This is a genomic window from Occultella gossypii (genome assembly GCF_019947135.1).
Lineage (GTDB): Bacteria > Actinomycetota > Actinomycetes > Actinomycetales > Beutenbergiaceae > Occultella > Occultella gossypii.
This window is the reverse complement of the sequence record NZ_JAGSHT010000029.1, coordinates 40592-64518: the sequence shown is the minus strand read 5'-3', so window position 1 is coordinate 64518 and position 23927 is coordinate 40592. Positions and strand designations below refer to the sequence as shown.

Below are 23927 nucleotides of genomic sequence, written 5' to 3'. Positions count from 1 at the left end.
CAACGGCAAGCTCCGCGCCTACATCGAGGGCTGGAACAAACGCGCCCACCCATTCGTGTGGACCAAGACCGCAGACGAGATCCTCAAGAAGGCCAACCGTCCAACAACTTCAAATCCGCGCCACTAGCACGCAGCGTTCTGTCGCGCTGCCGTACTGCCGTGGTCTGGAGACACGGCTTCGTAATACTCCTGGCCCCAGCCCGTGGCGTCGAACACGCCACGGAGCACGATCGAATCGCCGATGCGGTCCGCGCCGCTGACGATCGACTCGAGAGAATCGGTGCCGAGGCCTTCGCGGTAGACATCGAGAGCGCGCCGCCGGGCAGCCGCTGACGAGCGAACATCTCTGGCAACCAGTCGCGCGGTGGTTCCCACGACTCGTCCGGAGCCGACCTGCACTTCGCGCGCGTGCGAACCGACGAGCACACCCCCTGCTCGTACATCGTCTGCTCGGAGTCGAGCGCCCCACACCCCCTCGGGCACACTCCCGCGGTTCGTCGCTGTTGAGAGCGCTCGTGCGATCGCGACGTGATCGGGATGACCGGTCAGACCGTCCGAACCCACAGTGAGAACGATGTCCGGTCGATGTTGCGTGAGGAGCCGCTCGACGCCCACTCGCAGTTGGTCAGGAGCAGCACCCGCGAGCGAAGGACCAGACGGAGCATCAACCCATCCTGCGGATGCGTCCAGCCACGTCCAAGCACTGGCTCCGAGCATGTCGAGGGCCCGTTCGTACTTTTCGATGCGCCGCGTTCGAGCCTCGCGGAGTGAAGCAGTGGCGTGCAGTTCGTTTGCCTCTCCTCCGGTGGCTATCACCCCGATGACGTCATACCCTCGCGAAGCCAAGTCATACGCCCAACCGAAGTTCGCGAACACCTCATCGTCGGGATGGGCGTGGAGCAGCATCGCTGTCGGCATCGCGCCACGGTAACCCGCTCACCATGGCGCGCGGGCTGGCGACACCGGCTCGGCCCGCTCAGCCCTGCTGTGGCTTCACAGAGAGGTGATCATCGACTCGTGTGCCCCGGTCGCGCGCCGCAGACCGGGCTGAGCCGTCACGGGAGCTCCCAGGTGTGCACCGGCTGGTTGGCGTGCATGCCGTCCATGTACAGGCGGAGCATCTCGGACAGCGCCTCGGCCCGGCCGAGGCCGGCGCGCTCGAGCGCGGCGACGGCCTCGACCTGCCACCAGGCCCCGTTGCGGCGGAGCTTCGCGCGGGCCTCGACGATGCCCAGGTAGCGCTCGATCACGGAGGTGGACACGTGCCGCCGGCGTAGGCCCTCGGCTGCCAGCGGGAGCAGGTGCCGCAGCACCAGCTCGTCCCAGGGCACCTCGCCGTAGCCAGGCCAGTAGAGCACCGAGTCGACGCCGTCCCGGGCGGCGGTCTCGAAGTTGGACCGGGCGCCGTCGAAGGACAGCTTCGTCCAGACCGGGCGGTCCTCGGTGGCCAGCATCTGCACCGCGCCGTAGTAGAACGCGGCGTTCGCGAGCACGTCCACCACGGTCGGCCCGGCCGGCAGCACCCGGTTCTCCACACGCAGGTGCGGGACGCCGTCGACGACGTCGTAGACGGGGCGGTTCCACCGGTAGACCGTGCCGTTGTGCAGGCGCAGCTCCTGCAGCCTCGGTGCCCGCCCGGCCGCGAGCTCGGCCTCGGGATCCTCGTCGGTGGACTCCGGCAGCAGCGCCGGGAAGAACCGCACGTTCTCCTCGAACAGGTCGAAGATGGACGTGATCCAGCGGTCCCCGAAGAACACCGGCGCGCGCACGCCCTGGTTACGGAGTTCCGGGGAGCGGGTGTCCGTGGCCTGCCGGAACAGCTCGATCCGGGTCTCGGCCTGCAGCTGCTTGCCGAACAGGAACGGGGAGTTGGCGCCGAGCGCCAACTGCGGCCCGGCCAGCAGCTGGGCCGCGTTCCAGTTCGCGGCGAAGTCGCCGGGGTTGACCTGCAGGTGCAGTTGCACGGACGTGCAGGCGGACTCCGGGGCGATCGTGGCGGTCAGCATGCGCAGGTGCTCGGCGCCGGCGATGTCCAGCTCGATGTCCTCCCGCCGGGCCGCGAACACCGCCTCCTCGAGGGCCTGGTAGCGAGGGTTCGCGCTCATCCAGTCCCCGGTCAGGTGCTCGGGCGTCAGGGTGGGCAGGATCCCGACCATCACGATCGCCGAGCCGGACCGGGCCGCCCGTTCGTCCGCGTGATCGAGTGAGGACCGCAGCCGTGTCTCCAGGTCCAGCACCGCGTCACCGGGCAGCGGCTGCGGCGGGACGTTCAGCTCGATGTTGTAGCGCGCCAGTTCCGTCTGGAAGGCCGGGTCCGCGATCGCGGCGAGGACCTGCGCGTTCGCCATCGCAGGGCGCCGGTCGGCATCGACGAGATTGAGCTCGATCTCCAGACCGGTCAGGGGCCGGTCCTCGTCGAACATCTCGGTCGCGAGCATCCGCTCGAACACGTCCAGGCAGCGGCGGACCTTCTCCCGGTAGCGCTGACGCTGCTCGCGGGTGAACGTGGGGGAGGAGATCTCGTCGCCCACTGCTGCCTCCTCTGCCCGCCCCGTGCATCGCTGCCGCGGCACCGAAGCGCTCGCGTGCCTGAAGCAAACCAGCATCCGCCCGGCACCGCCACAGGTCGGTGGGTAGGGTCGGGTCCGGGAGGACAACCATGACCGCACTTGCCCTACACCGTTACGGCCCCGACGCCGACGCCGGCGTCCCCTTGGTCCTGCTGCACGGATTCCCGCTCGATTCGCGCATGTGGTCCTACGTGGTCACGTCGCTGCCGCTGGTTCCGGTGGTCGCGGTGGATGCACCGGGTTTCGGGGCGTCGCCGGCACTGCCCGACGGCGGCCTGGAGGCCTTCGCGGACGCCGTCGCCTCGGGCTTGGCCGACGTCGGCGTGACGCGCGCCGTGGTGGCCGGCCTGTCCATGGGCGGCTATGTGGCGCTGGCCCTCGCGGAGCGGCATCCGGACCTGTTGGCCGGCCTTGCGCTCCTGGACACCAAGGCAAGCGCGGATGACGAGGCCGGGCGGTCGAAGCGCCTCGGGGTGGCGCGGGCTGCCCGCGGCGCGGACGGCGCAGCCGCGGTCGCGCCGATGCTGGCGACCGTCCTCGGCGAGACGACGCTCGCGCAGCGGCCCGAGGTGGTCGAGGAGGTGCGGGGTTGGCTGGCCCAGGCGCCGCCGTCGGCCATCGCCTGGGCCCAGGAGTCGATGGCGGTGCGCCCGGACCGGCACCACGTGCTGGCGGACCTGCGGGAGCGCGGCGTCGCCGGGCTGGTGCTGCGCGGTGTCGAAGATGCGATGGCGTCGCCGGCCGAGCACGAGCAGATGGCGCGGGCGCTGGGTGTCGAGGTGGTGCAGGTCCCGGAGTCGGGGCACCTGAGCGCGGTCGAGACGCCGCAGCCGGTGGCCCATGCGCTCGCCGACCTACGGCACGCCGTCACCGGCTGAGGCGCACGTCCGCCCGGGCCCGGCGGACGCCGGACCTATTCGGCGTCGCCGCCTGCGTCGGCGCCGCCCGAACCCAACTCCGACCAGCCGGGCAGGAGTCGGTCCAGGGCCGCGGACAGATCGATGGAGTCGCCGTCGCGCCCGCCCGCGCCGAGCACGAGCGGGGCCGGGGATGGGGACAGCCGCACGCCGCGGACCCGATCGAGCACGCTCAGTGGCGCGGTGAGGACGTAGAAGGCGCCGTCGGTGCCCACCCCTGCGGTGCGGTCCAGGCGCAGGTACCAGCCACGGACCGTGCTCCGCGCGGAACCCCGGCCGCCGTAGCCGCGCACCACGAAGTCCTCGACCGGCAGAGCGGCTGCGGTCGCCGCGGCCGTGAACTCGCGGAGCATCGCACCCGCACGCTCGTTCTCGGCCGCCTTGCGCGCCCGCAGCCGGCGCTCGTGTTCGCGCGCGGCCTCGGTGCGCCGGGCGGCCCAGTCGGAGTCGGTCACGAACGCTGCCGGCAGGGGATGGGACCGCCGGTCAGCGGCCGGCCCGGCTCGTCGGGGAGAGCACCTCGGTGTCGGCGGTCGCCTCGGCCGCGGCCGTGGGGGCACCGCCCGCCGTCTCGTCGACCGTGGTGGCGTCCGCGGGCGTCTCGGCGTCCGTCACCTCGTCGGCGGGGTCGAGCTCGTCGACCTCACTGGTGTCGGCCTGGTCGGGAGAAGGAGCCTCGTCGGCGTCCTCGTCCTGGGCAGCCTCGTCATCCACGCGCTCGGCGCCCGCGGAGGCGTCTGCGGCGTCCTGCTCGGCGGCGGCCAGGGTGAGCAGGTCCTCGGCCTGGGCCTCGTCCGTTGGAGCTTCGTCGAGGAGCTCGTCGTCGGTCTCGGCCTCGTCACTCAACTGTTCGTCGGCGGGGGCGATGGCGGGTTCGGTCTCCGCGAGGGCCGCGGCCTGGGCCACGTCTCCGGCGCCGAGGAGGGAGCGCAGTTCGTCGAGGTAGCCGGTGATGGACTCCCGCTGACGGTTCAGGTCGTCGACCTGGCGCTGCGCGACCCGGCGGTCGCGCTCCGCCTGGGCGACGGTGTCCGTGCGGAGGAGGTCTGCGTTCTGGCGGGCCTCGTGCATGATCCGCTCCGCGCTGGACCGGGCGTCGGCGACCATCTGGGTGGAGAGTTCCTCGGCGTTGGCCCGCAGCTCCTCGGCCTTCTCGAGGGCGGCCGCGACGCGCGCCTCGGCGTCCTGGGCGTGGGCCTGCGCATCGGCGATCATCTGGTCGGTGTCCGCCTTCGCCTGGGCATGCAGCCCGGCGTCGGACTCCTCGGCCGCGGCGCGACGGGCCGCGATCTCGAGGTCGGCGTCCTCGCGCAACTCGGCGACCGACAGCTTGATCGCCTCTGCCTCGCTCGTGGCGACCCGGAGGATCTCGGCGGCCTCCTGCTGGGCGGCGGCCAGTGCGGCCTGGGACTCCCGTCGGGCGTCCTCGCGGGACGCCTCGGCCTCTGCCTTGGCACGGGTCCGCAGCTCCTCGGCCTCTGCCTCGCTCGTGACCCGCAGTTCACGCGCCATTCGCTCGGACTCGACGCGGGCCTGGGTGATCTCCTGCTCCGTCGTCGCGCGCAGGGTGCCCAGCTCGCGCTCCAGGCTGGCCTTGCGTTCGCTCTGCTCGGTAGCGGAGAAGCTCGCGATCCGGGCGGCCTCCCGCTCGGCCGACCCGACGAGTTCCTCGGCCCGGCGCTGCGCGGCGACCATGACACCCTCGGTCGCGCTCGCTGCCGAGGCGGTGGCGTGTTCAGCATCACGACGCGCGTTCGCGAGGCGTTCGGCGGCGTCGTTCTCCGACTGGCTGGTGAGCTGCTCCGCCTGAGCCTCGGCGCGGGAGATGATGTCCCGCGACTGCTGGTTCGCCTGGGCGAGCACGTCCGTGGACTGCTCCTCCGCCGAGCGCAGCAGGAGCTCGATCCGCGAGCCCAGTCCCGAGTAGCTGGGCTTCTCGGCCTCGCGAAGCTGGACCTGGGCCTCCGAGAGCTGGCCGGAGATCTGCATCATTGCAGCGTCCAGGGACTCCACCTGGGAGCGGGCCTCGGACAGCTTGCGGTCCAGGGCGTGCACGTGCTGGTCGACCTGCGCGCGGTCGTAGCCACGCATCACGACAGGGAAGGTCGAAGGGTCGTCAGCCACAGGGTCTCCTCGGAAGAATGTCTCAGGGGTTGTCGGCGGAACCTGGCGCGCACCGATCCGGCCCGCCGATGGCCCCCGCCACCTGTCAGCCTAACCCCACCATCGGGGGTCCTAGGAAGCCCCCAGTAGCATTCCGATGCGCGAGATCACGGAAAGGTCACGTACCCTGGTGGGTCGTCGGTGTAGGGCCGGCTGCGGACAACGGAGGGCTCTCAGCTCGTGCTTCGACGGATCTTAGCGGTCCTGCTCATCGTGCTCGGATTGGGCACGGCTGGTGCAGCGATCGCCTCTGGCACCGTGTGGCGACCCGATGAGGTCGTCACGGCCACGCTTCCCGAGGACCCCGAAGTACCGGTGGTGATCACGGCGCCCGGGGTTCTGGACGTGGTGAACCCGAACGTGACCGTGACTGTCACGGGTGCCACGGCCGAGACCCCACTGGTGCTCGCGATGGGACGCGAGTCCGACATCCGGGCCTGGCTCGCGGACTCCCCGCACCTGGAGGTCACCGGACTCACGGACTGGGAGACCCTCACCGTCGAGGAGGGGCCGGCGGTCGCCGACCCGGGCACCGGCGCCACCGACGACGCCGCGACGGAGGGCACCGAGACGACGGACGACGCGGCAACCGACGAGGCTGCCACCGACGACGCTGCCACCGACGAGGCTGCCACCGACGATGCCGCCACCGACGAGGCTGCCACCGACGATGCCGCCACCGATCCGACCGATCCGGCCGAATCTGCCACGGATGAGGCCCCGGCCGAGATGGCCACCGTGCCGAACCCGGCCGGCTCCGACCTCTGGATCGAGGAGCTCACCGGCACCGGCGAACTGACCTACGACTGGACCGCCGTCGACGGCCGCTGGATGATGCTGATCGCCACGGACGGCACCACTCCGGCCCCGCAGCTCGGCCTGACCTGGACGCGCGAGGTGGAGACCCCGTTCGTGGTCCCCGGTGTCATCGTGGGGGGCGTGCTGGTCCTCATCGGCCTCGTGCTCGGCATCATGACGCTGCTCGTGGACCGCGAGACGAAGCGGGCGAAGGCACGTGCCGTCGCAGCCGGCTCGGAGTCCGCGGCGGCCGTGACCGTGCCGACGGTGGGCGCCGATGGTGCGCCGCTCACCCGACGCCAGCTCCGTGAGGCGCAGGCGCAGGCCGAGCAGGAGTCCCGGTCCGGACGTGGCCGCGACTCCGCCGCCTCGCCCGACGACGCGACCGTCGTGGCCGGTGCCGCCGGCACGGGTGCCGCCGCGACGACGGACTCCTCCGACACCACCGATGAGGTCGGCGCCACGAACGAGCAGGATGTCGAGGCGACCCAGAGCGTGACCGGCACGCCCGCCGACGGTCAGGAGGCCGCTGCCAGCGACCTCGCCGACTGGGTCAGCAGCGGCCGCTCCGGCGCCGAGGCCGCGCCTATCGAGACCTACGCCTCCGACGCCCCCGGCGCGGGCCTGCCCGCCGTGTCCGGGGCGGACGGAGCCGGGGACGCCGACGAGGCCGAGCAGGCGGCCAAGCGGCGTCCGTGGTGGCGCCGCAACGGTGCCGACACGACCGTCGCCGGGACCGAGGGCGAGACGACCGCGGACGGCGACGCCACGCCGTCGGGCGGTGACGGCGCCACGCGCCGCCGCAGCTGGCGCCCGGACCGGTGGGGAGCACCGACGACGGGAGCGGCCGGGGCCACCACGGCCGCGGCGGTCGAGCCGCCGCCGGAACCTGCCGGCGCGCAATCCCCGGCGGATGCCAACCCCCAGGCGTCCGGGGCCTCCTGGCGCCAGACCTGGGGCCTGGGCGCACCCATGGCCGCCGATGCCGAGACCACCGGGGTCATCGAGCCCGTCGAACCGGGCGATGACCGACCCGGTGATGACCGACCGGGCGAGGACCGACCGACCGACGACCGACCGACCGACCAGCGAACGGAGGATGACTCATGAGGCAGACGCTCCGCCGTCGCCTGCAGGCACTCGCCGCAGCGACCGCCCTCGGCGCCGTCCTGGCCTCCTGCGCCATCCCGATCCCCGAGGTGGACGCCGACCCGGCGCCGACCGACCCGGTCCCGGTCATGGACGAGTCCCGCCTCGAGCGGGTGCTGACCTCACTCGAGGAGACCATCGCCGCGGCCGACGAGGCCGGTGACGCGACCCTCCTGGAGAGCCGGGTGGCCGGTGCCGCCCTGCGGGTGCGCACCGCCGAGTACGCCCTCGCCACCGCGACCGCCTCCTCGGATGCGCCGTACGTCGTGCAGCCCCTGACCGGGCTCGCCGACGTCGAGATCATCTCCAACACCGAGTCGTGGCCGCACACGATCATGGTCGTCACCGAGATCCCCGACGGGGCGAACGTGCCCCTGCTGCTGACGCTCGAGCAGACGACTCCGCGGGACCCGTACCTGCTGACGAACTGGATCCGACTGTTCCCGGCGATCACCATGCCGGCCACGTCGATCGGCTCGATCGGCAGCCCACAGGTCCCCCTCGACGCCGAGGGCCTCGTCCTTCCGCCCGGTCAGGTCGTCGCGGCGTACGCGGACGTGCTGACCAACTCCGCGAGCCAGTACGCCCCCACGTTCGCCGAGGACAACCTGCGCACGGCGCTCGCAGCCGAACTGACCGGCCTGTCCACCGCGGTGGAGGAAGCGGGGACCGTCGCGAACACGGTGTCGGCATCCGCGGACCCGATCCTCACGCTGGCCACGGATGACGGCGGGGCGATCGTGATCGGATCGATGGCGATGGCCCAGGTGTTCACGAAGACGGTCGAGGACGCCACCCTGGAGGTCGGCGGTCGGCTCGAGATCCTCGCCGGAGGCGACGGCGAGATCGACGAGACCCTGACGGCGACCTATGAGCAGATGGTGGCGTTCTACGTGCCGCCGGCCGCCGAGGGCGCGCAGATCACCGTCCTCGGCGGCGAGCATGTCCTCACCGCCGTGGCCAAAGCCTGAGTTCGGGCCGTTAGGATTTCCACCATGAGCCAGCCTCCCCCCTCGTTGAATCTGCGCGGCGCCGTCGACCTCTCGGCACTGTCCGGGCCTCCGCCCGGGCAGCGGCCCGCCGGTGGCACCGGCCCGGCCGGGGGCGTTGGCCCGGCCGGGGATGCCGGGGGCGGGGCCGTGGTGGACGTCACCGAGGCCACGTTCAACGACGTGGTCCAGCAGTCCGCCCAGGTGCCCGTCGTGGTGGCGCTGTACCAGCCCGCCGAGGCCAACAGCGACGAACTGATGCCGGTGCTGACCGAACTCGCCGGTTCCTACGCCGGCCGGTTCCTGCTCGCCCGCGTGGACGTGACCACCAGCCCACGGATCGCCCAGGCGTTTCAGGTGCAGGCGGTGCCGTCCGTGCTGGCCGTGATGAAGGGCCAGCCGCTCCCGCTGTTCCAGGGGGCCTACCCCGCCGAGCAGATCCGCCAGGTCCTCGACGAACTGCTCCGGGTTGCCGCCGAGAACGGCGTCTCCGGTCAGCTCGACGTCTCCAGTGAGGAGCCGGAGGAGGCCCCGGAGCCGGAGCTGCCGCCGCTGATCCAGGCCGCCTACGACGCCATCGAGGCGGACGACCTCGACGGCGCCGCGGCAGCCTTCGAGCAGGCGCTCAAGGAGAACCCGGCGGACAACGAGGCGAAGGCCGGGCTCGCCCAGGTGAACCTGCTGCGCCGCCTGAACGGCGTTGACGCGATCAGCGCGCTCACCGCGGCGCGGGACGCCGCCCCCGGCGACCTGCCGGTGCAGCTGGTGGCCGCCGACGTCGAGATCGGCGCCGGCCAGCTCGCCGCCGGGTACGCGCGGGTCATCGGCGTGATCCGGGTGACCGCCGGCCCGGAGCGGGAAGAGGCGCGGCTGCGGCTGCTCGACCTGTTCCTGCTCGCTCCCGAGGACTCCCAGGAACTCATCAAGGCGCGCCGCGACCTCGCCGTCGCGCTCTTCTAGCCGCTGCCGGCCGGGGTCGTGGCCGGTGACCGCGACGTTGTTGGCTCCGTCGACGCCGGAGGAGCCAACAACCTCGCGCTCGGCCGCCGTCCACAGGGCTTCGGTGAGGTCTCGGCAGAACGAAGTCCCATAGGGGATGACCGTTCGACCGGAGCCGCGGGTCCGCTGGCTCGCCCGCGCGCAGGCCGGGCTGGTCAGTCGGCACCAGTGCCGTGAACTCGGCATCTGTGACCATCGGCTCGCGAGCCTGGTCCGGGCCGGTCACTGGACCCGGGCCACGCGCGGCGTCTACGACACCGGCCAGGCGGACCCGACCGTCCACCCTCTCGATCTCGCCAGAATGAGGTCCGGCTGGCTCGCCTGCCTGGCTGCTCCCTCCGACGCGGTTGTGGTCGGGCTGAGCGCCCTCGCGCTCCACGGCATCCACGGGCTGCCACGCCAGATCCCGCCGGAGGTGACGCTCCCCGGCGGCCGGGGAGCCCCGGGTGCCAGCGGAGTGACGGTCCGCCGCTACGAACTCCCACTGGAGGTCGTGCGGATGGGGCCAAGGATCGCCGTGGGCCGCGAAGGGCCGGAGGCGAGGAAGCCGCGGGTCGCGTCCGTACGGTGTGCGCTCGTGCAGGCGCTGCCGGAACTGCCGCGGGACACGGCCGTGGCGATGCTCGACTCGGGTCTGCATCTGGGACTGCTCCGCGCGGAGGACCTGGAGTGGATCGCCCAACTGCTGCGTGGTCGACGGGCGTCCACGGATGGCTCGAACTCGTGGACGGGCGGGCCGAGTCGCCGATGGAGTCGTTCGCGCGACTCGACTGCGTCGATCACGGACTGCCTCCGGACGATCTGCAGGTGGAGGTCCGGGACGCGCGTGGGCTGTTCGTGGCTCGGGCCGACCTGGGCTGGCGCCGGAAGGACGGGCGCTGGGTGCTGGTCGAGGTGGACGGTCGCGACGTCCACTCGAACCCGGCCGCGCTGTTCGCCGACCGCGAGCGGCAGAACGCGATCGCCACCCGATCCGATGCCCTGCTGCTGCGGTTCGCCGGCCGAGACGTCCTGCGGGGAGGGATCATCCCCAACCAGGTCCGCCGGGCCCTCGCGGCCTGATCAGCTCGAACGCGAGGTTGTTGGCTCCACCGACGCCGGAGGCGCCAACAACCTCACGTTCGACGTCGGTCCGACGCCCGGGTCAGGCGGTGACGGGCTTGAGGAAGATGGCACCCAGCGGCGGTACCTCGATGAGCACCGAGTGGCTCCGGCCGTGCCAGGGCATGTCCTCGGCGGTCAGGGTGCCGGGATTGAGGACCCCGGAGCCGCCGAACGACGGGTCGTCGGTGTTGAGGATCTCCGTCCAGTCGCCGCCGTGCGGGAGGCCGAGCCGGTAGGACTGGTGCCCGGTGCCGGCGAAGTTCACCAGCACCGCGATGTGGTCCTCGCCGTCCTTGCGCAGGTAGGCCAGCACGTTGTGGTCGCCGTCGTTCGCCTCCAGCCACTCGAACCCGTGGTACGTGTGGTCCGCGCGCCACAGGGCCGGGTTGTCCCGGTAGACCTGGTTCAGCGCCCGCAGCGCGAGCCGGACCCCGGCGTGGGCAGGGGTGTCGCCCAGCCCCCACTCGAGGCCGGCGCCCTCGTTCCACTCCCGGTTCTGCGCGAACTCCCCGCCCATGAACATCAGGTTCTTGCCTGGGTGGGACCACTGGTAGGCGAACAGCGCTCGGACGCCGGCCAGTTTCTGCCACAGGTCGCCGGGCATCTTCTGCCAGAGCGAGCCCTTGCCGTGGACCACCTCGTCGTGACTGATCGGCAGTACGAACCGCTCGGAGAACGCGTACACGAGCGAGAAGGTCAGCTCGCCGTGGTGGTAGCGGCGGTTGATCGGCTCCTCCGCCAGGTACCGCAACGTGTCGTTCATCCAGCCCATGTTCCACTTCAGGCCGAAGCCCAGGCCACCGTGATCGGTGGACGCCGTCACCCCCGGCCACGCGGTGGACTCCTCGGCGATCATGACGATCCCGGGGGCGAGCCGGTAGGCCGTCGCGTTCGTCTCCTGAAGGAACTGGATGGCCTCCAGGTTCTCCCGGCCGCCGCGCTCGTTCGGTCGCCACTGGCCGGGCTCGCGCGAGTAGTCGAGGTAGAGCATCGACGCCACCGCGTCCACCCGGAGGCCGTCGATGTGGAACTCGGTGAGCCAGTACAGGGCGTTCGCGACCAGGAAGTTGCGGACCTCGTTGCGCCCGAAGTTGAAGACCAGGGTGCCCCAGTCCTTCTGCTCGCCGCGCATCGGGTCCGGGTGCTCGTACAGGGCGGTCCCGTCGAAGGCGGCCAGGGCCCACTCGTCCTTCGGGAAGTGCGCCGGGACCCAGTCCAGGATCACCCCGATGCCGGCCCGGTGCAGTGCATCGACCAGATGCCGGAACTCGTCCGGACTGCCGAACCGCGACGTCGGGGCGTAGTAGGACGTGACCTGGTAGCCCCAGGACCCGCCGAACGGGTGCTCGGCCACCGGCATCAGTTCGACGTGCGTGAAGCCCATCCAGGTCACGTACCCCACCAGCTGATCGGCGAGCTCGACGTAAGTGAGGCCGGGCCGCCAGGAGCCGAGGTGCACCTCGTACACGCTCATCGGGCCGCTGTGCGGATCCTGCGCCGCCCGGGCCGCCATCCAGTCCTCGTCCGCCCACCTGTACTCGGAGGTGGTCACCACCGAGGCGGTCGCCGGCGGCACCTCGGCGGCCCGGGCCATCGGGTCGGCCTTCGTGTGCCAGGAACCGTCGGCGTAACAGAGCTCGAACTTGTACCTCGCGCCATCGTCGACGTCGGGCAGGAAGAGCTCCCACACCCCGCTCGAGCCGAGTGACCGCATCGACGACGACCGGCCGTCCCAGCCGTTGAAGTCGCCCACGACCCGCACCGCCCGCGCATTCGGTGCCCACACCGAGAACGACACCCCACGGACCTCGCCCAGCACGGACCCGAACGTCCGCACGTGCGCCCCGAGCACTTCCCAGAGCCTCTCGTGGCGGCCCTCCCGGATGAGGTGCTGGTCGACCTCGCCGAGGGTGGGCAGGAACCGGTACGGGTCGTCGGCCAGGACCGGGCCGGCCTCGTACGTGACCTCGACGCGGTAGTCCGGCACCTCGTCGGCGCGCAGGGCGAGCACCCAGACGCCGAAGTCCTCGTGCCGGGCCCCGTGCCGACCGTCGGGCGTGACGATCGTGACGGCCGTGGCCAGGTGGCGCACCGTCCGGATCGTGACGACGCCGCGCTCGGCGTCCAGGTGCGGACCGAGGACGTCGTGTGGGGCGAAGTGTTGACCGTGGGCGACGATTCCGAGCAGGTCGCGGTCGATGGTCGACGGCGTGGGCTCGCCGTCGTCGTCGGCGTCGCCGGGGGTGGTGGTCGACGGCGTGGGCTCGCCGTTGTCGTCGGCGTCGCCGTCGGCCGGCTCTCCTGCGGCCGTGCCCGGTACCGCGGCCGGCGGTGCGTCGAGCGCTGCCTCGACCGGGATGCTCAGTGGTGCCCCGACGGCGTCGTCCTCAGGTGGGAAGGTCATGGCGTGCTCCTCTGTGATCCGTCGGATTCCGCGGAGCGGGATCGACAGCCAGTCCGGGCGGTTCTGGTACTCGTAGACGGCCTCGTACAGGGCCTTGTCCAGTTCGAGGGCACGAACCAGGGTGCCCCCGGTGCGGAGGTCGCGCTCGTCGTCGACGGCCTCGTGCTGGGCGGCGGAGTTGTTGCCACCCTCGATGTAGCCGGCGAGGAGGGCGGCGCGGGCAGCGCTCGTCCAGTCCTCGCTGGGTGCCCCGCCGACGGCGGCCGCGTAGTCGAGCGACCGGAGCATGCCGGCCAGATCCCGCAGCGGCTGGTCCGGCCGGGTCCGCTGCGCCAACGGCCGCAATGGTTCGCCCTCGAAGTCGATCACGTACCAGGCCGGCGTGCTGCATCCGGGCCCGTGGGCGCGGTCGGGCATCGCGTCGACCGCGGCACCGCCGGTCGCCGCGTCGCCTCCGCCGGAACGCAGCGTCTGGCCCAGGTGCAGGTCGCCATGGATCCGTTGGACGCTCGGCACCGTCTCCATCGCGGCGACGCCCCTGATCAGTTCGTCGATCGCCTCCGCGAACGGGGCCAGGTCGGGCACCGTGTCCAGCGCCCAGGTGGCGCGCTGGCGCATCGCCGCGGCCAGGTCGCCGGCCCGCGCAGCGGGGCTGCGCGGATCGTGGATCGGCAGGGCGGTGCGCAGGTGCTCATGCATGTCCGCGACCGTCACGCCAAGGTCGTGGACCAGGTCCGTGACGTCCGCGCCCGTGGCGGCGCGCTCGCAGAGCAGGGCGAAACCGTCGCGGGCGTCCGGGACGAATGCGGTGAGCACGCCCAGGTAGCCCTGCTGCGGCGCGCCGGACCCGGCCGGGTCCGGCCAGCGACCCGCCGACCAGCCCAGCGGCGCCGGCACCTGCGACCAGCCGGACCGGTGCAGGGCGCGGGTCACGTCGATGTCCGGGTTCGGGCCGGCGGCAAGCACCCGGAACACCTTGAGGATCGCTCCTGCGGCGGGCAGGAGCACCGAGGTGTTCGACTGCTCGCCGGTGAGGACCCGGGCGCCCGTGGCGGCGGCGGAGACATCGGCGACGACGGCCGGCGCCACCGGATCCGGTGCGTCGGTTACCGGGCCGCCACTCGCCGACGCACTCTCGGCGAGGCCGGTCTCGGCGGCCGCCAGCCATGCGCGTACGAACGCCGGGTGGTGGGGACCGTCGATGAGTGCTCGGTCACCGGCCAGGGTCGCGATCAGTCCGGTCGGTGCCGGCCCCGGGTCCGCTCCGGGCCGCGGGGTGGTCACCACCGGCACCTGCACGAGCGTGGTGCCGGCGCTGCGGTCGACGGCGAGGATCAGCACCGTGCAGGAGGCCTGCCCGGCGGGATCGGGCAGGTCCGTGGAACTGAGCACACGGATCGCGGCGCCCGGTTCGTCCTTGGCCGGGAACCAGCGCTGCGCGCGGATCCATGGCTCCAGCAGTTCGATCAGCAGCGACGGCACCTCGCTCATGTGGTCACCCTGAGCCAGAAGAAGTCGCGCGATCCCAGGGTCAGCGTCGCTACGCCCTCGCGGCCGGACGGCATCCCGGTGGGGATCAGGGCGCGGCCCGCCGCGCCGTCCCCGGCCGTCCTGGTCCCGTCGGTGCCGTGCCCGTGGCCCAGGGAACCGTCACCGGCCGGCCCCTGCTCGGCGGTCCCGGACCTGCCGACGTCGTGCCCGCCGTCGGCGGCCTGCACCCGACCCGCGTCATCGGCGACGGCCACGTCCGACCCGCCCACCGCCGTCGGGCCGGCGGAGCCGCCCACCGCAGTGCCCGCTGAGCCGGCCACCGCCGGATTCGCGGAGGCGCCGGCCGCCGTCGGGCGTGCCTCGCTCGTCCCGGCCACCCGCGCGACGGACGGGTCCGCGACCGGGACAGCGACGCCGTCGACGGCCCGCACCGGTGGGAACTCGGCGCCACCGAACACATCGGTGAGCCGCGCGCCGGCCAGGCCCGGCAGGGTGACCGTCGTCGACCGTGGGGTCGCGGCGAGGTTCATCACGCACAGCACGGTCTCGTCGTCGTTGCGGCGCAGGAACGCGAGCACCGCGTCGTTGTCGGTGGTGAGCGGGAGGTAGTCGCCGTTGCCGAAGACCGGGTGGGCACGGCGGATCTCGAGCATTCCGCGGACCCAGTGCAGCAGCGAGGTGGGGATCGCCAGCTGGGCCTCGACGTTCGCCTGCGCGTAGTGGTTCGTGAGCGAGTGGATCACCGGCAGGTAGAGGCGGCCCGGGTCGGTGGCCGCGGAGAAGCCGGCGTTGCGGTCCGGGTCCCACTGCATGGGCGTGCGCACCGCGTCCCGGTCGTGGAGCCAGATGTTGTCGCCCATGCCGATCTCGTCGCCGTAGTACAGGCACGGACTGCCCGGCAGCGACAGCAACAGGGCGTGGGCGAGCTCGATCTCGGCGCGGGAGTTGTCCAGCAGCGGGGACAGGCGGCGCCGGATCCCCACGTTCGCGCGCATCCGGGGGTCCTGGGCGTACCAGCCGTACATGGCCGCGCGTTCCTCGGTGGAGACCATCTCGAGGGTGAGCTCGTCGTGGTTGCGCAGGAACGTGCCCCACTGGGCGCCGGCCGGGATCGCCGGGGTGTCCGCGAGGATCTCGGAGATGCTGCGGGCACTCTGCTCCCGCAGTGCGTAGTAGATCCGCGGCATCACCGGGAAGTGGAAGCACATGTGGCACTCCGGCTCGGCCGCGGAGCCGTAGTAGGCCACCACGTCCTGGGGCCACTGGTTCGCCTCGGCGAGCATGAGCCGGCCCGGGAACTCGGCGTCCACCATGGCCCGCAGGTCGTGCAGGAACTCGTGCGTGCGGGGGAGGTTCTCGCAGTTCGTGCCCTCCTCCTCGAACAGGTACGGCACCGCGTCCAGCCGGAACCCGTCCACGCCGGTGCGCAGCCAGAACCGGACCACCTCGAACATCGCCTCGCGCACCCGCGGGTTCTCGAAGTTGAGGTCCGGCTGGTGGGAGAAGAACCGGTGCCAGAAGTACTGGCGCCGGACCGGGTCGAACTCCCAGTTGGAGACCTCGGTGTCGACGAAGATGATCCGGGCGTCCTGATAGGCGGTGTTGTCGTCGCTCCACACGTAGAAGTCGCCGTACGGTCCGGTCGGGTTGGACCGGGAGGACTGGAACCACGGGTGTTGGTCGCTCGTGTGGTTCATGACCAGGTCGATGATCACCCGGATGCCGCGGGCGTGTGCCGCGTCGATCAGCTCGACGAAGTCCTCGATGGTGCCGTACTCGCCTGCGATCGCGGTGTAGTCGGCCACGTCGTAACCGCCGTCCCGCAGCGGGGACGGGTAGAACGGTGGCAGCCAGAGGCAGTCGATGCCGAGCCACTGCAGGTAGTCGAGCCGGTTGATCAGCCCGCGCAGGTCGCCGGTGCCGTTGCCGTTGGAGTCCGAGAACGCCCGCAGCAGGACCTCGTAGAACACCGCGGTGCGGTACCACTGCGGATCGTCGGACAGACCCGGCTGGTGGCGCTCGTGGAACACCGGGCCGCGGGTGGCCGGACTCATGCCGGCCTCACGTGGATGATGTGCGCCGGGCGCCCCCACGGGTCCAGGCGCACGAACGGGTTCGCGCCCCAGGAGTAGGTCTCGCCGGAGAGCTCGTCATGCGCGGCGAACGCGTCCTGGCCGTCGAGCCCGAGCGCGGCCAGGTCCAGGTGCAGCAGTGAGTCCCGGGTGGTGAACGGGTCGAGGTTCACCACGACGATGACGACGTCCTCGCGGCCGGTGGGGGAATGCTCGGCGCGGACCCGCTTGGAGTAGCAGAGGGTCGCGTCGTCGGAGGTCGGGTGGATACGAATGTTGCGCAGCTGCTGCAGCGCCGGGTGGTCGCGGCGGATCCGGTTCAGAGCGGTCAGCAGCGCGGTGAGCCCGTACTGCTCGCGGGCACGCTCCCAGTCCCGTGGTTTGTACTCGTACTTCTCGTTGTCGATCTGCTCCTCGGCGCCGGGCCGGGCGACGTGCTCGGCGAGCTCGTAGCCGGAGTAGATGCCCCACGTCGGTGAGCCGGTGGCGGCGAGCACGGCGCGGATGGCGAACGCGGCGGCGCCGCCCTGCTGCATGTACGGGGTGAGGATGTCGTGGGTGGTCGGCCAGAAGCTGGGCCGCATCACGGCGGCGGAGTCTCCGGCCACCTCGGTGAAGTACTCGGCGAGCTCGTCCTTCGTATGGCGCCAGGTGAAGTACGTGTAGGACTGGTGGAACCCGACGGTGGCCAGCGTGCGCATCATGGCCGGGCGGGTGAACGCCTCGGACAGGAAGATCACGTCCGGGTGGTCGGCCGCGACGTCGGCCAGGATGCGTTCCCAGAACGGCAGCGGCTTCGTGTGCGGGTTATCCACCCGGAACAGGGTGACGCCGTGGTCGATCCAGACGCCGAGCACGTCCCGGATGGCGGTGTAGATGCCGGCGGGGTCGTTGTCGAAGTTCAGCGGGTAGATGTCCTGGTACTTCTTCGGCGGGTTCTCGGCATAGGCGATCGTGCCGTCCGCACGGGTGGTGAACCACTCCGGGTGCTCGGTGACCCACGGGTGGTCCGGGGACGCCTGCAGCGCCAGGTCCAGGGCCACCTCGAGGCCCAGCGCGCGGGCGCGGGCCACGAACGCGTCGAAGTCGTCGAAGGTGCCGAGGTCGGCGTGGATCGCGTCATGGCCGCCGTCGGCCGCGCCGATGCCGTACGGGGAGCCGGGGTCGCCGGGCTCGGTGCCCAGGGTGTTGTTGCGGCCCTTGCGGTTCGTGGTGCCGATCGGGTGGATCGGGGTCAGGTAGACGACGTCGAAGCCCATCTCGGCGATGCCAGGCAGTCGCTCGGCCGCCGTGCGCAGCGTGCCGGAGATCCACTCGCCCGTGTTCGGGTCCTGGTGGGCGCCCTCGGAACGGGGGAAGAACTCGTACCAGGAGCCGTACAGCGCTCGCGGGCGGTGCACGGTGAGGGGATAGGCGGCGCTCGGGGAGACCGCGTCCCGCAGTGGCACCTCGGCGAGCACAGCGCGGACCTCGGGCGAGATGCCCGCGGCGAGCCGGGCCACGGGCGGACGGGCGACGTCCCGCAGACCCAGCACGGCGTCGCCGAGGACCTGCCGGTGCGCCGCCGTCATCGCCGGGGCGGCAGCGGCGCGCTCGAGGACGAGGGCGCCCTCGTCCAGCATCAGCTCGGTGTCGACGTCGGCGTGCACCTTCAGCACGGCGTCGTGGGACCAGGTGCCGTACGGATCGGACCAGCCCTCCACCCGGAACGACCAGTTCCCGACGGCGTCCGGCTGGACCCAGGCCTCGTACCGGTCGTTGCCGGGGGAGACGTCCACCATCCGCACGTGGCTGTGGTCGGTGCCGTCCGGTCCGACCAGGACCGCCGTCGCGGCGACGGCATCGTGCCCCTCGCGGAAGACGGTGGCGCGGACCGGGATCACCTCGCCGGCCACCGCCTTGGTGGGCCAGCGACCACCTTCGACGATGGGGCCGACCTCGATGACGGGGATTCGGCCGATGGGTGCGGTGGGCGCGGGTAGTGGAGTGCTCACGGGTCGAACCTACCCAGAGCGGCGCTCCTCCACACGTGGAGTCGGTCAGTCGGGCGAGGCGGCCTTGCAAGAACGTTGCAAGGTTCGCAATCCGTTGCGAGTCCCCTATGCTCGCGGTGTGAGAGCCATTCGACGATTCACCGTTCGCACCGTCCTGCCCGAGGACCTCGGCGCACTCGACGACCTCGCCCTGAACCTGCGCTGGGCCTGGCACGCACCTACCCGCGACCTATTCTCCTCGATCGACCCCGAGCGGTGGGAGGCCTTCCACGGCGACCCGATCCGGCTCCTCGGGTCGCTGTCGCCGGAGCGGCTGGCCGAGCTCGCCGCGGACGCCGGCTTCGTCGAGCGCGTGCGCGCGCTCGCCGCGGACCTCGACACCTACCGGAGCGAGGACCGCTGGTACCAGGCCGAGGGACGCCGTCGGGAGCAGGCCGGCGAGCCGGCCCTGCCCGCCGCCGTCGCGTACTTCTCCGCCGAGTTCGGGATCGCCGCCGCACTGCCGCAGTACTCCGGCGGCCTCGGCATCCTGGCCGGCGACCACCTCAAGAGCGCCTCCGACCTCGCCGCGCCGATCGTCGGCGTCGGCCTGCTCTACGGCGCCGGCTACTTCCGCCAGTCCCTGACCCGGGACGGCTGGCAGCACGAGACCTACCCCGTGCTCGACCCGGACAACCTCCCGCTGACGCTGCTGCGCGAAGCCGACGGGACGCCGTCGCGGATCAGCCTGCCGCTGCCCGGCGGGCGCACCCTGCACGCCCAGGTGTGGCGCGCCGACGTCGGCCGGGTCCCGCTGCTCCTGCTCGACTCGAACGTGCCCGACAACGACGACGCGGCCCGCAAGGTCACCGACCGCCTGTACGGCGGCACCAGCGAGCACCGGCTGCAGCAGGAGCTGCTGCTCGGCATGGGCGGGGTCAAGGCCCTGCGACTGCACTCGCGGCTGTCCGGCGCGCCGACGCCCGAGGTGTACCACTGCAACGAGGGCCACGCCGGCTTCCTCGGCATCGAGCGCATCCACGAGCTGATCGAGTCGGAAGGGCTCGCGTTCCCGGCCGCGCTCGAGGCGGTGCGGGCCGGCACGGTGTTCACCACCCACACCCCGGTGCCCGCCGGCATCGACCGTTTCGGTGCCGACCTGATCGCCGAGTACTTCGGTGGCGGCAACTCGATCCCCGGGATCGAGGTCGGCGACGTCCTCGCGCTCGGTCGCGAGGACTACGACGGCGGCGACCCGACCGTGTTCAACATGGCCGTGATGGGCCTGCGGCTGGCCAAGCGTGCCAACGGCGTGGCCAAGCTGCACGGCCAGGTGTCGCGGTCGATGTTCCACCAGTTGTGGCCGGGCTTCGACGTCGGCGAGGTGCCGATCACGTCCGTGACGAACGGCGTGCACAGCCCGACCTGGATCGACCCGCTGTTCGCCGGGGCCCAGGCCGAGTACTTCACCGCCGACGAGATCGAATCCGGGAGCGGCTGGTACAAGCAGGACGGCGGCATCGACAACGCGACCCTGTGGGAGCTGCGCCGACAGCTGCGCGAGCGGCTGGTCCACAACGCCCGCGGCCGGGTGCGCAAGTCCTGGACCCAGCGCGGCGCCTCGGCTGCCGAGCTCGGCTGGGTTGACGGTGTGCTCGACCCCGACGTGCTGACCATCGGGTTCGCCCGCCGGGTGCCCACGTACAAGCGGCTCACGCTGATGCTGCGCGACGAGGATCGGCTGCGGGCGCTGCTCACCGACCCGGACCGGCCGGTGCAGATCCTGGTCGCCGGCAAGTCCCACCCCGCCGACGAGCAGGGCGTGCGACTGATCCAGAAGCTGGTGCAGTTCGCCGACTCCGAGGACGTGCGGCACCGGATCGTGTTCCTGCCGAACTACGACATCGAGATGGCGCAGACCCTCTACCCGGGTTGCGACGTGTGGCTGAACAACCCGTTGCGCCCGCTCGAGGCGTGTGGGACGTCCGGCATGAAGGCGGCCCTGAACGGCGCGCTCAACCTGTCCGTGCTCGACGGCTGGTGGGACGAGATGTACGACGGCCAGAACGGTTGGGCGATCCCCACCGCCGACGGCGTCGACGACCCGGAGCGTCGGGACGACCTCGAGGCCTCCGCGCTGTACGACCTGCTCGAGAACACCGTCGCGCCGCGGTTCTACGACCGCACCGACGGGCTGCCCGTGCACTGGCTGGAGAACATCCGGCACACGCTGGCCACCCTCGGGCCGAAGGTCCAGGCCACCCGGATGGTGCGCGACTACATCACCGAGCTGTACACCCCGACGGCGCAGTCCTACCGGAACCTCGACGGCCCCGGGTACACCGGAGCGATCGAGCTCGCGGACTGGAAGGCCACGGTGCGCGCCGCCTGGCCGAGTGTGCGGGTCGACCACGTCGAGTCCGAGGGGCTGCACGAGGCGGTCAAGGTGGGCGACCACGTCACCATCAAGGCGTTCGTCTCGCTCGGCCAGCTCAGCCCGGACGATGTCGAGGTCCAGATGAACTACGGCCGGGTCTCCGACAACGACGAGATCGACGAGTTCGGGACGTCCAAGCTGGAGCTGACCGACACCTACGAGGGCGGGCGCTACCACTTCAGCCGCGCGTTCACCCTCGCCCAGTCCGGTCCGTTCGGCTACAACGTCCGGATCGTGCCCAAGCACCGCGACCTGGCGGGTCCGACCGAGCTGGCGTTGGTCGCCACGGCCTGAGTTCGGTTCCCCGCCGCGACCGGCATCACACCGAATGTGTCCTTGTGCGGCCACAGCTCCGTTGGGCCGCACAAGGACACGTTCGTCTCGGGGCAGTTTCGTCGGGGGTGTCATCGTGCGGCCCATCGCCCTGATGGGCCGCACAAGGACACTCTCGACCGAGCGGGTTCGAACCGACGGTGCGATCAGGCGGCGGATCGGCCTGTTCTGCCGCGGGATCGCACGTTCGACGCCAGCGCGGCACGGACCTTGGCCGCGATCGCACCCGGTCGGTAGACGTCCGGGGCAGCGAAGCGGAGCTGCGTCACGTCCGAGTCGATCGCGAAATCGTTCTGACGGTTCCGGTCGCGGTACAACGCCGGTGTCGCGGAGTGGATGTCCTCGCCGTCGACCTCGGCGACCACCCATGTTCCGTCCTCTCGTCGCCAGGCCAGGTCACCCCGGCCGAGCAGGCGGCCATGCCCGTCCCGAACCTTGAGCTGGAGCTCCTCCGGCGGCAGCCCATGGTCGAGGCAGTCCAGGCGGGCGTGCGTCTCGAGGGGCGACTCGGCACGTCCGTCGACCAGCGGCCACCAGGCCTCGAGCCTGCGTGCCCCCCGGCGTGCGCGCAGGTGCCGGCGGACCCACGCGAGTCCCTCGGTGTCGATGAGTTCTCGATTGAGAGCAGAGTCCATGACGGCGACCGCGGTGTTGCGATCCAACTCCGGCAGCGCCTGGATGAGGGCGGTGCGCACGTCGACCGCGCGGGCGCTGCCGACGCGCACGATACGCCCGGTCCGTGGACCTCGACGGATCCGGACTCCGACCGGCCCCCGGTTGGCGCGCACGCCGGGAAGCATCGCCTCCGGAGCGATCACCTGGGGAAGTCCCCAGACACCGTGGAGCACGAGGGCACACATTCCGGTCGCGACCGCGTCCGGTCCCGCCGCGAGGAGCGCGATCCACGCCGACCGCCGCCGGCGACGATCGAAGGCATTGCCGTCGTCGGTGGGAAGTTGGCAGTCGTAGACCGAGCGCACCACTCGGTACCACAGGCCGTGACGGACCAGGGCCGTGCGGCGGTCGCCGCTGATACCCAGTTCGTCGCACTGGCGGGCGCTGATCAGGCCGCCCTGACTCCGGGCGAGGGCGGTGGCCTGGTCCGGATGGCTGACTTTCCGCATCCCGCAAGGTCACCAGAACTACCCAGACGCCGTCCCAGGCCTGTGGACAGCCCGCCCGAGCCGCGTCGAGGGTGCGGTTGTGCGTCCCACTCGCCGGATGGGCGAGTCAGACCGGGAGTTGTTGTGCGGCGGATACCCCGGATGGGCCGCAGAACCGCACGGTCGGCGGGTTCCCCTGTGGGCGGTGCCGGGCGCGAACGTTCGGTAATGCGGCGGAACACCCTGATGGGCCGGACGATCGCACGCTCGCGCGGCAGGACGAGGGGTCCGGGGGCTGCTCAGACGTACGTCATGCCCATCGCCTCGCGGACCTCGGCGAGCGTGGCGTCGGCGATCTCGTTGGCGCGGGCATTGCCCTCGGCGAGTACGGAGGCGAGGTAGCCGGGGTCGGCCTCGAGCTCGCGGCGGCGGGCCCGGATCGGGCGCAGGTGCTCGTTGACGGCCTCGGTGACGAGCTTCTTCAGGCCGCCACCACCGCCGTCGCCGATCTGCGCGGCGAGCTCCTCCGGGGTGCCGGCGCCGAGCTGGGCCGCGATCGAGAGCAGGTTCGCGACCTCGGGCCGCCCGACCGGGTCATAGGTGATGTTCCGGTCGGAGTCCGTGACGGCCCGCTTGAGCTGCTTGGTGGTCTCGTCCTCGGTCATCGCCAGATCGATGGTGTTCCTGCGGGACTTGGACATCTTCTGCCCATCCACGCCGAGCACGTTCACGGCGTCGCTGAGCAGGGCGTCCGGGGACGGGAACACGGTTCGGCCGCCCGCGTAGCGCTCGTTGAACCGCCGGGCGATCACCCGGGTCAGCTCCAGGTGCGGGAGCTGGTCCTTTCCGACCGGTACCAGGTTCGCCTTGCAGAACAGGATGTCCGCGGCCTGGTGCACCGGGTAGGTGAGCAGCAGGCCGCTCATCGGCCGGCCGCCGGTGGCCTCGTTCTCGGCCTTCACGGTGGGGTTGCGGCGCAGTTCCGAATCGGTGACCAGGGACAGGAACGGCAGCATCAGCTGGTTCAGCGCCGGCACCGCGGAGTGCGCGAAGATGGTGGTCCGCGCGGGGTCGATCCCGGCGGCGAGGTAGTCCGTGACGAGCTCACGGGTGCGCTCGGCGATCGGCCCGGCGTCGTCCCGGTCGGTGATCACCTGGTAGTCGGCCACCAGCAGCATCGTCTGCACGCCGAGGTCCTGCAGACGCACCCGGTTCGCCAGCGTGCCGAGGTAGTGCCCCAGGTGCAGGCGGCCGGTCGGCCGGTCCCCGGTGAGCACCCGGAACCTGCTCGCATCCGTGGCCAGGGCCTGCTCGATCTCCCCGCTCCGGGCGACCGCGGACAGCAGCGAGCGGTCCAGCGTCTCGGTGGTGCTGAGCTCGGCGTCGTCGATGGGCGGGTCGGAGGGCAGGGCGGCGGAAGTCACC

Annotated in this window: 15 protein-coding genes and 1 pseudogene; 7 read left to right on the top strand and 9 right to left on the bottom strand. The window is 71.7% G+C overall.

What is annotated here, in order from left to right:
• Positions 1–127, top strand: a pseudogene (locus tag KCQ71_RS25555) (IS630 family transposase); the annotation flags it as partial.
• Here the strand turns inward: KCQ71_RS25555 and KCQ71_RS25550 are convergent.
• Together KCQ71_RS25550 and KCQ71_RS25545 are read right to left on the bottom strand one after the other, a co-directional pair.
• Positions 124–918: a PIG-L deacetylase family protein gene (locus tag KCQ71_RS25550; RefSeq protein WP_223411517.1), complete on the bottom strand. Its 795-nt coding sequence runs from the start codon at positions 916–918 to the stop codon at positions 124–126. The pseudogene KCQ71_RS25555 and the gene KCQ71_RS25550 sit on opposite strands and share 4 nt — an antisense overlap.
• Positions 919–1055: 137 nt before the next feature.
• On the bottom strand, positions 1056–2531 hold the full coding sequence (locus KCQ71_RS25545; protein ID WP_223411516.1) for a glutamate-cysteine ligase family protein: 1476 nt from the start codon (positions 2529–2531) through the stop codon (positions 1056–1058).
• Positions 2532–2659: 128 nt separating this feature from the next.
• Here KCQ71_RS25545 and KCQ71_RS25540 point away from each other — a divergent pair, with 128 nt between their 5' ends.
• On the top strand, positions 2660–3448 hold the full coding sequence (locus tag KCQ71_RS25540; RefSeq protein ID WP_223411515.1) for an alpha/beta fold hydrolase: 789 nt from the start codon (positions 2660–2662) through the stop codon (positions 3446–3448).
• 35 nt (positions 3449–3483) lie between these two features.
• Here KCQ71_RS25540 and KCQ71_RS25535 read toward each other — a convergent pair whose 3' ends face one another.
• Both KCQ71_RS25535 and KCQ71_RS25530 read right to left on the bottom strand, forming a co-directional pair.
• A complete protein-coding gene (locus tag KCQ71_RS25535) occupies positions 3484–3942 on the bottom strand; it encodes a hypothetical protein (protein WP_223411514.1) in 459 nt (152 codons plus the stop codon).
• Positions 3943–3973: 31 nt separating this feature from the next.
• Positions 3974–5611, bottom strand: coding sequence for a coiled-coil domain-containing protein (locus KCQ71_RS25530; RefSeq protein WP_223411513.1), 1638 nt, complete (start codon positions 5609–5611; stop codon positions 3974–3976).
• 297 nt (positions 5612–5908) lie between these two features.
• Between KCQ71_RS25530 and KCQ71_RS25525 the strand changes: the two genes are divergently transcribed.
• From KCQ71_RS25525 to KCQ71_RS25510, 4 genes are all read left to right on the top strand, one after another.
• Positions 5909–7558: a hypothetical protein gene (locus KCQ71_RS25525; protein ID WP_223411512.1), complete on the top strand. Its 1650-nt coding sequence runs from the start codon at positions 5909–5911 to the stop codon at positions 7556–7558.
• Entirely contained in the window at positions 7555–8568 is a 1014-nt protein-coding gene (locus tag KCQ71_RS25520) for a DUF8094 domain-containing protein (protein ID WP_223411511.1), read from the top strand. Before KCQ71_RS25525 ends, KCQ71_RS25520 begins: the two co-directional genes overlap by 4 nt.
• 24 nt (positions 8569–8592) lie before the next feature.
• The gene (locus KCQ71_RS25515) at positions 8593–9546 is read left to right on the top strand and encodes a tetratricopeptide repeat protein (RefSeq protein WP_223411510.1); all 954 of its coding nucleotides are present in this window, start codon (positions 8593–8595) and stop codon (positions 9544–9546) included.
• 708 nt (positions 9547–10254) lie between these two features.
• Positions 10255–10647, top strand: a complete 393-nt coding sequence (locus KCQ71_RS25510; protein WP_223411509.1) for a hypothetical protein — start codon at positions 10255–10257, stop codon at positions 10645–10647.
• 82 nt (positions 10648–10729) lie between these two features.
• Here the strand turns inward: KCQ71_RS25510 and glgB are convergent, their stop codons facing one another.
• Genes glgB through KCQ71_RS25495 form a run of 3 tightly spaced genes read right to left on the bottom strand, consistent with a single transcriptional unit; the run spans position 10730 to position 18650 of the window.
• The gene (gene glgB, locus KCQ71_RS25505; protein ID WP_223411508.1) at positions 10730–14584 is read right to left on the bottom strand and encodes a 1,4-alpha-glucan branching protein GlgB; all 3855 of its coding nucleotides are present in this window, start codon (positions 14582–14584) and stop codon (positions 10730–10732) included.
• The gene (gene treS, locus KCQ71_RS25500; protein WP_223411507.1) at positions 14581–16638 is read right to left on the bottom strand and encodes a maltose alpha-D-glucosyltransferase; all 2058 of its coding nucleotides are present in this window, start codon (positions 16636–16638) and stop codon (positions 14581–14583) included. The genes glgB and treS overlap by 4 nt, the downstream gene beginning before the upstream one ends.
• Positions 16635–18650 (bottom strand): alpha-1,4-glucan--maltose-1-phosphate maltosyltransferase, encoded by a 2016-nt coding sequence (locus KCQ71_RS25495; RefSeq protein WP_223411506.1) that lies wholly within the window; start codon positions 18648–18650, stop codon positions 16635–16637. The genes treS and KCQ71_RS25495 overlap by 4 nt, the downstream gene beginning before the upstream one ends.
• A 118-nt stretch (positions 18651–18768) precedes the next feature.
• On the opposite strand from KCQ71_RS25495, the gene glgP reads away from it, so the two are divergent.
• The gene (gene glgP, locus KCQ71_RS25490) at positions 18769–21360 is read left to right on the top strand and encodes an alpha-glucan family phosphorylase (protein ID WP_223411505.1); all 2592 of its coding nucleotides are present in this window, start codon (positions 18769–18771) and stop codon (positions 21358–21360) included.
• A 185-nt stretch (positions 21361–21545) separates the two neighbouring features.
• Here glgP and KCQ71_RS25485 read toward each other — a convergent pair whose 3' ends face one another.
• Positions 21546–22523, bottom strand: coding sequence for a type IV toxin-antitoxin system AbiEi family antitoxin domain-containing protein (locus KCQ71_RS25485; RefSeq protein WP_223411504.1), 978 nt, complete (start codon positions 22521–22523; stop codon positions 21546–21548).
• Between the two features lie 278 nt (positions 22524–22801).
• Positions 22802–23926: a tryptophan--tRNA ligase gene (gene trpS / locus KCQ71_RS25480; RefSeq protein WP_372454125.1), complete on the bottom strand. Its 1125-nt coding sequence runs from the start codon at positions 23924–23926 to the stop codon at positions 22802–22804.
• Between the last annotated feature and the right edge of the window lies 1 nt (position 23927).

What these genes read in the sequence shown, in the direction of transcription:
- KCQ71_RS25485 (WP_223411504.1), bottom strand. Translation starts at nt 22,523, where the DNA reads ATGCGGAAAGTCAGCCATCCGGACCAGGCCACCGCCCTCGCCCGGAGT.
- KCQ71_RS25515 (WP_223411510.1), top strand. Translation starts at nt 8,593, where the DNA reads ATGAGCCAGCCTCCCCCCTCGTTGAATCTGCGCGGCGCCGTCGACCTC.
- glgB (WP_223411508.1), bottom strand. Translation starts at nt 14,584, where the DNA reads ATGAGCGAGGTGCCGTCGCTGCTGATCGAACTGCTGGAGCCATGGATC.
- treS (WP_223411507.1), bottom strand. Translation starts at nt 16,638, where the DNA reads ATGAGTCCGGCCACCCGCGGCCCGGTGTTCCACGAGCGCCACCAGCCG.
- KCQ71_RS25550 (WP_223411517.1), bottom strand. Translation starts at nt 918, where the DNA reads ATGCCGACAGCGATGCTGCTCCACGCCCATCCCGACGATGAGGTGTTC.
- KCQ71_RS25540 (WP_223411515.1), top strand. Translation starts at nt 2,660, where the DNA reads ATGACCGCACTTGCCCTACACCGTTACGGCCCCGACGCCGACGCCGGC.
- KCQ71_RS25520 (WP_223411511.1), top strand. Translation starts at nt 7,555, where the DNA reads ATGAGGCAGACGCTCCGCCGTCGCCTGCAGGCACTCGCCGCAGCGACC.